The organism is Sandaracinobacter sp. (assembly GCF_041909755.1).
Taxonomy (GTDB): domain Bacteria; phylum Pseudomonadota; class Alphaproteobacteria; order Sphingomonadales; family Sphingomonadaceae; genus Sandaracinobacteroides.
On the sequence record NZ_JAYRCW010000096.1, the window covers coordinates 1 to 9,516 of the forward strand.

At 70.1% G+C, this 9,516-nt stretch carries 12 protein-coding genes; 9 read left to right on the top strand and 3 right to left on the bottom strand.

All coding sequences use genetic code 11. The features are described from left to right. From ACE3O8_RS11420 to ACE3O8_RS11430, 3 genes are all read right to left on the bottom strand, one after another. On the bottom strand, positions 1-432 hold a 432-nt coding region (locus ACE3O8_RS11420; protein WP_374389838.1), incomplete at its 3' end, for a VOC family protein. A gap of 2 nt (positions 433-434) precedes the next feature. Further along, positions 435-905 carry a VOC family protein gene (locus tag ACE3O8_RS11425; protein WP_374389840.1) on the bottom strand — a complete coding sequence of 157 codons (471 nt, stop codon included), beginning with the start codon at positions 903-905 and terminating at the stop codon, positions 435-437. Further along, positions 902-1,537 (bottom strand): TetR/AcrR family transcriptional regulator, encoded by a 636-nt coding sequence (locus ACE3O8_RS11430; RefSeq protein ID WP_374389842.1) that lies wholly within the window; start codon positions 1,535-1,537, stop codon positions 902-904. The genes ACE3O8_RS11425 and ACE3O8_RS11430 overlap by 4 nt, the downstream gene beginning before the upstream one ends. Positions 1,538-1,628: 91 nt before the next feature. On the opposite strand from ACE3O8_RS11430, the gene ACE3O8_RS11435 reads away from it, so the two are divergent. From ACE3O8_RS11435 to ACE3O8_RS11475, 9 genes are all read left to right on the top strand, one after another. Beyond that, complete coding sequence (locus ACE3O8_RS11435; protein WP_374389844.1) at positions 1,629-1,898, top strand: hypothetical protein; 270 nt, start codon at positions 1,629-1,631, stop codon at positions 1,896-1,898. After that, positions 1,895-2,290 (top strand): arsenate reductase family protein, encoded by a 396-nt coding sequence (locus ACE3O8_RS11440; protein WP_374389846.1) that lies wholly within the window; start codon positions 1,895-1,897, stop codon positions 2,288-2,290. The genes ACE3O8_RS11435 and ACE3O8_RS11440 overlap by 4 nt, the downstream gene beginning before the upstream one ends. Next, positions 2,290-2,574 (top strand): hypothetical protein, encoded by a 285-nt coding sequence (locus ACE3O8_RS11445; RefSeq protein WP_374389848.1) that lies wholly within the window; start codon positions 2,290-2,292, stop codon positions 2,572-2,574. Before ACE3O8_RS11440 ends, ACE3O8_RS11445 begins: the two co-directional genes overlap by 1 nt. Positions 2,575-2,584: 10 nt before the next feature. Further along, positions 2,585-3,466, top strand: coding sequence for a 3-methyl-2-oxobutanoate hydroxymethyltransferase (gene panB, locus ACE3O8_RS11450; RefSeq protein WP_374389850.1), 882 nt, complete (start codon positions 2,585-2,587; stop codon positions 3,464-3,466). 163 nt (positions 3,467-3,629) lie between these two features. Beyond that, positions 3,630-4,418, top strand: coding sequence for a tetratricopeptide repeat protein (locus ACE3O8_RS11455; RefSeq protein ID WP_374389852.1), 789 nt, complete (start codon positions 3,630-3,632; stop codon positions 4,416-4,418). A gap of 14 nt (positions 4,419-4,432) precedes the next feature. Then, positions 4,433-5,758 carry a PQQ-binding-like beta-propeller repeat protein gene (locus ACE3O8_RS11460; RefSeq protein ID WP_374389854.1) on the top strand — a complete coding sequence of 442 codons (1,326 nt, stop codon included), beginning with the start codon at positions 4,433-4,435 and terminating at the stop codon, positions 5,756-5,758. A 4-nt stretch (positions 5,759-5,762) separates the two neighbouring features. Then, on the top strand, positions 5,763-7,121 hold the full coding sequence (gene der / locus ACE3O8_RS11465; protein WP_374389856.1) for a ribosome biogenesis GTPase Der: 1,359 nt from the start codon (positions 5,763-5,765) through the stop codon (positions 7,119-7,121). A gap of 4 nt (positions 7,122-7,125) precedes the next feature. Then, positions 7,126-8,616 carry an acyl-CoA ligase (AMP-forming), exosortase A system-associated gene (locus tag ACE3O8_RS11470; RefSeq protein WP_374389858.1) on the top strand — a complete coding sequence of 497 codons (1,491 nt, stop codon included), beginning with the start codon at positions 7,126-7,128 and terminating at the stop codon, positions 8,614-8,616. Beyond that, positions 8,613-9,516: alanine racemase (locus ACE3O8_RS11475; RefSeq protein WP_374389860.1), on the top strand; the 904-nt coding region annotated here is incomplete at its 3' end. The genes ACE3O8_RS11470 and ACE3O8_RS11475, both read left to right, overlap by 4 nt.

Below are 9,516 nucleotides of genomic sequence, written 5' to 3' on the forward strand. Positions count from 1 at the left end.
CGCCCCGATGTCCAGCTTGATCATCCCCATCACGGCCTGCATCACCCGTCCCACCGCCGCCTGATCGGCCGGGTCCAGCAAGTCGGGCAGATTGTCCGGCACCACTTGCCAGGCGACGCCGTATCTGTCGGCCAGCCAGCCGCACGCCTTGGTGGCGCCGCCGGCCAGCAGCCCGTCCCATATGCGATCCAGCTCCGCCTGCCCCTCGCAGGAAACCACCATCGAACAGGCGTCCACGAACCCCGGCTGCGGGTTGCCGTTCAGCGCCATCACAGGCTTGCCCGCCAGCGTGAAGTTCACCAGCACCACATCGCCGTCGGGGCCACGCATGATGTTGTCGATCCGGCTGTCGGGAATGATCGCGACATAATGGTCCGCGGCTTCCAGCGCTTCGGTCGCGAACCACAGGCAGGGCATCAGGTTCCTTGCCATGGTCAGCCTCCCATCTTCGCGACGGCTTCGGCAAGATCGGCCGCCGAAACGGCCCGCACCGGCGTGGCGAGCGACCATTGATGGCCGAAGGGGTCCTCCACCAGCCCATAACGGTCGCCCCAGAACATGTCCTCCACCGGCATCACCAGCCGCGCACCGGCCTCCACCGCCCGCGCCACGGCGGCATCCACGTCGGGCACATGCAGGTGCAGCGTCACAGAGGTGCCGCCGCGCGCCTTCGGCCCCAGCCCGCCCATTTCGGGATATTCGTCGTTCAGCATCACCATCGCCCCGTTCAGCAGGACAGAGGCATGCATCAGCCGCCCGTCCGGGCCGGGCAGGCGCATCACCTCTGTCGCCCCGAAGGCGCGGGCATAGAAGTCGATCGCGGCGGCGGCGTCCGCCACGCACAGATGCGGCGTCACCCCGCCTGCCGGGCCATCGCCGCTCGGGCACTCGCTCGTGTCGGTCATGCGCTTTCTCCCTCCATCGGCCTGTCGAACAGCATCGCAAGATAGCGTTTCAGATGAACAAGGCTGCCGCGCGCTGGCTCCGCCGATCCGGCCGCCTTCGCCACGATGAACGCCCCCTGCAACACCGCCTGGGTGTGCAGCGCCAGCCCATGCGGGTCCATCGACAGCCCATGGGCGGCGATCGCGGCGGCGCAGTCCGCCTCGATTCCGCCCGCCTGCCCCTTGATCCCGGCGAAGCAGGCCTCGCGGATCTCGGGGGATTTCTCATACGCCTCCTGCACCAGCGTGCCCAGCAGGCAGGTCGATTGCGACAGATCATCGGTCAGCCGCGCCAGCCGGAAATCCACATAGCCCAGCAGCCGATCGACCGGATCCTCCAGCCGCAGGAACGGCGCGGCCATGAACCAGCCAGCGGCGACGCTGGTGAAATGCTCGGCCGCCGCCACCGCCAGCCGGTCCTTCGAGGCGAAGTGGTGGAAGAACGCCCCCTTGGTCACCCCGGCCGCCCGGCACAGTTCGTCAACGGATGTCGCGGCATAGCCATTGCGACGGATGAGGGTGATGGCCGCCGCCAGCAGCTTCTGGCGCGCGGGCGCATCCGAGGGGGCGAAGGCAAGCGACTCGGCGGCCATGGTGCAAACATACCAACCGGTCGGTATGCGACAAGCCGCAATTGCCAATCCGCCGCCGAACGGGCAGGAACGCGCCCCGGAAGGAACGCGCATGCAACCCCATCTCGCCATCGCCATGCTCGGCCTCGCCGCCTGCGCCTGCAGCCCCACCCGCGTCGTCACGGCGCCCGTGCAGGCCGCCGGACAGGCGACGACAGCCGTTGCCCGGGCGGCGGCCCCCGTGGCGGCCGGCGCGGCCGTGGGCGTGGCGACGGCCAATCCGGCCGCGGGCGCCGCCGCCGGCCGGGCCGCATCGGGGGCGCTCCAGCGCGCGCCTGCCGACACCGCCGAAGCGCCGGACGCGACGGAGACGCCCCGATGATCACCATCTATCACAACCCGAAATGCGGCACGTCGCGCAACGTGCTGGCCGCCATTCGCGCCAGCGGCGCGGACCCGCTCGTGGTCGATTATCTGAAGCAGGGCTGGACGCGCGGGCAACTGATCGGGATGTTCGCCGCCGCCGGCCTCACCCCGCGACAGGCCCTTCGCGAGAAGCAGGCCGAAGCCGCCGGGCTGGAAACGGCAGACGACGAGGCGCTGATCGCGGCCATGATCCGCCACCCCGTGCTGGTGAACCGCCCGTTCGTCTCGTCGGCGCGGGGTGTCCGCCTGTGCCGGCCGTCGGAAGAGGTGCTGGATCTTCTGGAGGCGCCGCTGCCCGCCGGTTTCCGCAAGGAAGACGGCAAGCCGATGGGGAAGGATCAAGGATGATGCGCGAACTGGCCGCCCTGTCGTTCCTGCTGCTGTTGCCGGGCTGCCTGGTGACAAGCGCAGTTGGCGCCGCCGTCGATGTGGCGGGAACGGCCGTCGAAACCGCCGTGGATGCGACCACCCAGACGGCCGAGGAAGAAGCGCAGGACAGGGCGAAGGCCGAACGGCAGGAACGCAAGCGCCGCGAAAAGGCCGAGCGGGAGGCCCCCGCGCAGCCGGCGCAGGCCGCCCCGCTGGATCCCGCCCCGCAAGCCGCACCTGACAGCCCCGAACCGAAGCGCTAAGGGGGCGGCCATGTCCACCACCTTCACCCTCGATACCGCAACGTCCCGCGCGCATCCCGTGCCGGAACCGGTCCGCCGCCTCACCGTGCCCGCCATCCAGGCGCGCAAGAAGGGCGGCGTCACGGCCGATCCTGTCGTCATGCTGACGGCCTACACCGCCCGTATGGCGCAGCTCCTCGATCCCCACTGCGACATGCTGCTGGTGGGCGACAGCCTCGGGCAGGTGATCTACGGTCTGGATACCACCGTCCGGGTCACGCTCGACCTGATGATCGCCCATGGCGCCGCCGTGGTTCGCGGCAGCTACCGCAGCGTTGTCGTGGTCGATCTGCCGTTCGGCACCTACGAGGCATCGCCCGAACAGGCCTTCGAAACCGCCGCCCGCGTGCTCCGCGAAACCGGCGCGGCAGCGGTGAAGATGGAGGGCGGCGAGGTGCTGGCCCCCACGATCGACTTCCTCGTGAAGCGCGGCATCCCCGTCGTCGGCCATGTCGGCCTCACCCCGCAGGCGGTGAATGCGCTGGGCGGCTATGGCGCGCGCGGCCGCAGCGGGGCCGAAGCCGCCAAGATCGAGGGCGATGCACGGGCCGTGGCCGCCGCCGGCGCCTTCGCGCTGGTGGTGGAAGGCGTGGTGGAACCCGTCGCCCGCGCGATCACCGCCGCCGTCGCCTGCCCCACCATCGGCATCGGCGCCTCGCCCGACTGCGACGGGCAGGTGCTGGTCGTGGACGACATGCTGGGCATGTTCGAGCGCGTGCCCCGCTTCGTGCGCCGCTTCGACACCCTCGCAGACCGGATCTCGGCCGCCGCCGCCACCTATGCCCAGGCCGTCCGCGACCGCAGCTTCCCGGCCGAGGCCGAGCTTTACCTGCCGAAGCCGCCCAAAGGCTGAAGCCCGTTCATCGGCCCGCAAAGCGCGGCCCGCGATAGCAGGCCCGCCGCCGGGCCTGTGGAGGGGGCTTTCGGTTTGCCGAACCACTCTCTAAAGGACTGGCGACAGACCGAAGAGGATGTTGCCGGCTTTGCCCGGCCCTACATTATTCAGGGAACAAACCTTGGCCAGCACACCGCCCAGCAAGCCCTCCGACCCGAGGGACGACGCCTTCATCCGGGAAGTGGATGAAGCCTATCGCGAAGACGAGATGAAGAAGTTCCTCGTCACCTGGGGGCGCTGGATCCTGCTGGCCGTGGTGCTCGGCCTTGTGGCGCTCGGCGGCTGGTTCTGGTGGCGCGCCGAACAGACCCGCCGCATCGAGGCCGTCTCCGAACAATTCACCGCCGCCCTTGAAAAGGCCGAATCCGGCGGCTCGACCGAGGCGCTGAAAGAGCTTGAGGCGATCGCGTCCGGCCCCAGCCAGGGCTATCGCGCGCTCGCCGGCATGGCGAAGGCCGGCATCGCCCTCAACGGCGGAGACGAGGCGAAGGCGGCGGCCGAGCTGAAGCAGGTCGCGGGCGATGTGAAGGCCGCGCAGGCGTTCCGCGATGTCGCAGCGATGAAGCAGCTCCGCATCGAGTTCGACAAGCTGCCCCCCGCCGAGGTGCTGAAGCGCACCGAGCCCTATCTGGCCGGCGACAGCCCCTGGTTCCCGATCGCGGGCGAACTCGCCGCGCTCGCCCATCTGAAGGCCGGCGCGCCCGACAAGGCCGGCGCGCTCTTCTACCGCATCGCCGCCGACGAGCGTTCGCCCCAGTCGCTGCGCGCCCGCGCCGAGCAGATGGCGGCGACCCTGGGCCAGGACGTGACCAAGATCGAGGATGAACGCCGCCGCAAGGCCGAGGCCGAAGCCAAGGCAGACGGCGAAGCTCCGGCGGCAACCTCCGCCGATGCGGGAGCGGCGAAATGAGGACGACCCCCCGCATGAGGACGGCAACCGTTCTGGGCCTGGTGTCGGTCGCGCTGCTGGCGCTGCCCGGCTGCGGCGCTTTCAAGAGCAAGGGCAAGAAGCCCGCCACCATGGGCGAGCGTATTTCCGTTCTCGACTATGAACGCCAGGTGGAGGCCGAGGCCGAGCTGCAGGGCGTGGACGTGATCCTGCCCGCCGCGCAGGTGAACGCCGAATGGACCCAGCCAGCCGGCAACGCGGCCGGCAATCTCGGCCATGTCGCCCTGTCGGAAACGCCCCAGCGCATCTGGACGGCGAAGATCGGCACCGGCTCTGATGCCACCCGCAAGCTGAACGCCACCCCGGTGATCGCGGAAAACCGCCTCTTTACCATCGACACCGAAGGCCAGGTGTCCGCCTTCGACGCCACCACCGGCCGGCCAATGTGGCGCCGCGCCATCGAGCTGAAGGGCGAAGGCACCCGCCCGGCCTTCGGCGGCGGCGTCAGCGTGATGGGCGGCCGCGTCTTCGCGACGACCGGCTTCGGCGTCGTGGCGGCCCTCGATGCCGCCTCCGGTGCGGAAGTGTGGCGCGTGAAGCTGCCGACGCCCCTGCGCGCCGCGCCGGGTGTCGAAGGCGGCCGCGTCTTCGTCACCAGTCAGGACGGCCAGCTCACCGCGCTCAGCGCCGAAAACGGCGAACAGCTGTGGCAGGCCAATGCCACCGTCGAACCCGCCGCCATCATGGGGCCGGGGGCGCCCACCATCGCCCTCGACACCGTCGTCGCGGGCTTCCCGTCGGGCGAACTGTTCGCGCTGCGCGTGGAAAACGGCCGCACCGCCTGGCAGGATCAGCTGGCCCGCACCGGCCGCACCACCGCGCTCGGCGCGCTCTCCGGCATCGCCGCTTCGCCCGTGATCGATCGCGGCCGCGTGTTCGCCATTGGCCATGGCGGCCGCATGGTGGCGCTGGAAATGGCGACCGGCCAGCGCGTCTGGGAACGGGAATTCGCCGGCGTGAACTCGCCCTGGCCCGTGGCGGACTGGGTGTTTGCCGTCACCGTCGAAGGCCAGCTCGTCGCCGTCAGCCGCACCGACGGCAAGATCCGCTGGGTCAGCGATCTCGGCCGCTGGAAGAACGCCAAGAAGAAGAAGGGCGCCATCGAATGGTTCGGCCCGGTGCTTGCGGGCGGCCGGCTGATCCTCGTGTCGTCCGAAGCGGAAATGGCCTATGTTTCGCCCCAGACGGGCGAGGTGCAGGCCCGACAGAAACTGGGCGAGGCCGCCTATCTGCCGCCCGTCGTCGCCAACAACATCCTCTATGTGCTGACAGACGACGGCACGGTCTCGGCCTACCGCTAGCCCGATGGCGGATCCACGCCTTCCCCGCGTCGTCATCCTGGGGCGACCCAATGTCGGCAAGTCCACGCTGTTCAACCGGCTCGTGGGCAAGAAGCTGGCTTTGGTGGACGACCAGCCCGGCGTCACGCGGGACAGGCGGGAGGGGCGCGGCCGCCTGTTCGATCTGGATTTCACCATCATCGACACCGCCGGGCTCGAGGAAGCGGAAGCCGGCAGCCTGTCAGACAGGATGCGCCTGCAATCGCGCGCTGCGCTGGAGGGTGCGGCTGCTGCCCTGTTCGTGATCGATGCCCGGCAGGGCCTCACACAGGCAGACCGGCACTTCGCCCGCTGGCTGCGGCAGGAAGCGGGCGTGCCCATCATCCCGGTCGCCAACAAGTGCGAAGGCAAGGCGTCCGAGGCGGGCCTGATGGAGGCGTTCGAGCTGGGCCTGGGTGATCCTGTCCCGCTCTCTGCCGAACATGGCGAGGGGCTGGCCGATCTGTTCGAAGCGCTCGCCCCACTGATCCCCGAACCCGGCGAGGACGAGCCGGAGGCCGAGGAGCCGGCAGCGGATTCCCCGTTGAAGCTCGCCATTGTCGGCCGCCCCAACGCGGGCAAGTCCACGCTCATCAACAAGCTTCTGGGCCAGAACCGCCTGCTGACGGGGCCGGAAGCGGGCATCACCCGCGATTCGATCGCCATCCCCTGGGAATGGAACGGCCGCCGGGTCGATCTGATCGACACGGCGGGGATGCGCCGCAAGGCCAAGGTGGTGGACAAGCTGGAAAAGCTGGCCGTCGCCGATGGCCGCCACGCCGTCGATTTCGCCGAAGTCGTGGTGCTGCTGCTGGATGCGACGCTGGGCCTTGAATCGCAGGATCTGCGCATCGCGGACATGGTGCTTCAGGAAGGCCGCGCGCTCATCGTCGCCATCAACAAATGGGATTCCGCACAGGATCAGAGCCGGCTGTTCAACGGCATCAAGAAGGCGCTGGATGAAGGCCTCGCGCAGGTTCGCGGCGTGCCCGTCCTCACCGTCTCCGCCCTCACCGGGAAGGGGCTGGATACGCTGCTTGAAGTCGCCTTCGAAACCCGCGAACGCTGGAGCCGGCGGGTGCCGACGGCGGCGCTCAACCGCTGGTTCGAAGCCGCGCTGGATCGCAACCCGCCGCCGGCGCCAGGCGGCAAGCGCATCAAGATGCGCTACATCACCCAGGCCCGCACCCGCCCGCCCACCTTCATCGTCTTCGGCAACCGGCTGGACGAGCTGCCCGAAAGCTACAACCGCTATCTGGTGAACAGCCTGCGCGACGATCTGGACCTGAAGGGCCTGCCGATCCGCATCAACATGCGATCGGGCCGCAACCCCTACGGAAGCTGAGGCGATGCAGCGGGGGGACGAACTGCTGAAGCGCGGGCGTCCGGCCGATCCGGCGCTGATCGACCGCGACCGGCGGCTGACCTATGCCGACCTCGATGGGCAGGTGTCCGCCGTCGCGGGCGCGCTGGCCGCGCGGCTGGGCGAAGGCAGCCGCGTCGCGGTGTGGCTGCCGAAAAGCCTGGAATGCGTCGTGCTGCTGTTCGCCCTGCTGCGCGCCGGGCTGGTGATGGTGCCGGTGAACCCGGTGCTGCGCGGCCAGCAGGTGCATCACATCCTCGTCGATTCCGGCGCCGGCCTCCTTGTCACCCACAAGGCCCGCGCCGCGACGCTGGCGGATGCCCCTTGCCCGGTGCTGCTGCTGGAAACGGATTGGCCGTCGCTGGCCGCAGGACCGGCGCTCGATGCGCGCGGGCAGGGCGCGGATGCGCTTGCGGCACTGCTCTACACATCCGGCTCCACCGGCGCGCCCAAGGGCGTGATGGTCACCCACCGGAACCTGCTGGTCGGCGCGCGCAGCGTGGCGGCCTATCTGGGCACCGGCGCGGACGACCGGCTGCTGTCGGTGCTGCCGCTCAGCTTCGATTTCGGCTTCTCCCAGCTGACCACGGCCTTCCATTCGGGTGCAGCCGTGGCGCTGCTCGACTATCTCACCCCGCGCGACGTCGTGCAGGCCTGCACCCGCCACGGCATCACCCAGCTGGCGGCCGTGCCGCCGCTGTGGGTGCAACTCGCCGCGCTGGACTGGCCGGCAGAAGCTGTCTCGGCCATGCGCACCCTGTCCAACAGCGGCGGCCGCCTGCCGGTGCCCACCGTGAAGGCCCTGCGCACCCTGTTTCCGGCCGCGCGCCTGCACCTGATGTATGGCCTCACGGAAGCCTTCCGGTCCACGACGCTGCCGCCGGAGCTGGCAGACAGCCACCCATCCAGCATCGGCCGCGCGATCCCGGACGCAGAGATCCTGGTCGTCCGCCCGGATGGCAGCCTGACGGCCGATGGGGAGCCGGGCGAGCTCGTCCATTGCGGCCCGCTCGTCACACGGGGGTACTGGCAGGATCCGGATCGCACGGCACAGCGCTTCCGGCCCGCACCGCCCGCCTCCCGCCATGGCGGAACGGCCGTCTGGTCGGGCGATACGGTGGTGCGCGATGCCGAGGGGCTCATCACCTTCGTGGGCCGCGAAGACGAGACGATCAAGACGATGGGCACCCGCGTCTCCCCCACCGAGATCGAGGAACTGGCGCACCAGAGCGGGGCGGTGGCGCAGGTGGTGGCGCTTGGCCTGCCGGATGAACTCGCGGGGCAGCGCATCCGGCTGGTGGCCGCCCCGGCGGCGGGCACGGAACCGGCAGACGCCGAGGCCCGGCTGATGGCGTGGTTCCGCAAGGAAGCGCCGCACTATATGCAACCCGCCGGGCTCGTCTGGATGGATGCGCTGCCGGTGTCCGCCAACGGCAAGCTGGACCGCAGCGCCATCCGCAAGCAGTTCGGCCAATGACGGACCGCATGCCGCAGGGCTTCGGCCGCGACGCGGCCGGGCGGCTGCTCGTCGCCGGGAAGGCGGCGGAGGACTGGGTGGCGGCGGCGGGGGACACGCCGTTGTTCCTCTATGACCGGGCGCTGCTGACGGCCCGGGTCCAGGCGTTCCGGACCGCCATGCCCGGCGCGCTGCAGCTGCATTTCGCGGTCAAGGCCAACCCGCTGCCTGCGCTGCTCGCCCATATGGCGGGTCTGGTGGACGGCTTCGATGTCGCCTCCGCCGGGGAAATGGCGAAGGCGCTGGCAGCCGGAATGCCCGCCGCGCACATCAGCTTTGCCGGCCCCGGCAAGCGCGACCGGGAGCTTGAGGCGGCGGTCAGGGCAGGCGTTGCGCTGAACGTGGAATCCGCGGGCGAGCTGGATCGTCTGGCGGCGATCGCCGCGCGGCTGGGGCTGCCGGCGCGGGTGGCGCTCAGGGTGAATCCGCCTTTCGCGCTGAAAGGCTCCGGCATGAAGATGGGGGGCGCGGCCAGCCCCTTCGGCGTGGATGCGGCGGCCGCCGGGCCGTTGCTGCGGCGGATGGGCGAGGCGCCGTTCCGGTTCGAAGGGCTGCACCTGTTCGCGGGATCGCAGAACCTGTCCGTAGATGCGATCCTGCAATCCCAGCGTCAGTCCGTCGCGCTGGCTGCGGATCTGCTGTCGGAAGCCGGGCTTCAGGCCCCGCTCGTCAACCTCGGCGGCGGCTTCGGCGTGCCCTATTTCCCCGGAGATTTGGCGCTCGATCTCGCCGCGCTGGGCGAAGGCCTCGGCGCCATCCTGGATGCGCGCCCGGCGGTGCTGGCAAACAGCCGCTTCGCGCTGGAACTGGGCCGCTGGCTGGTCGCGGAAGCAGGCGTCTATCTGTGCCGCGTTGTGGACC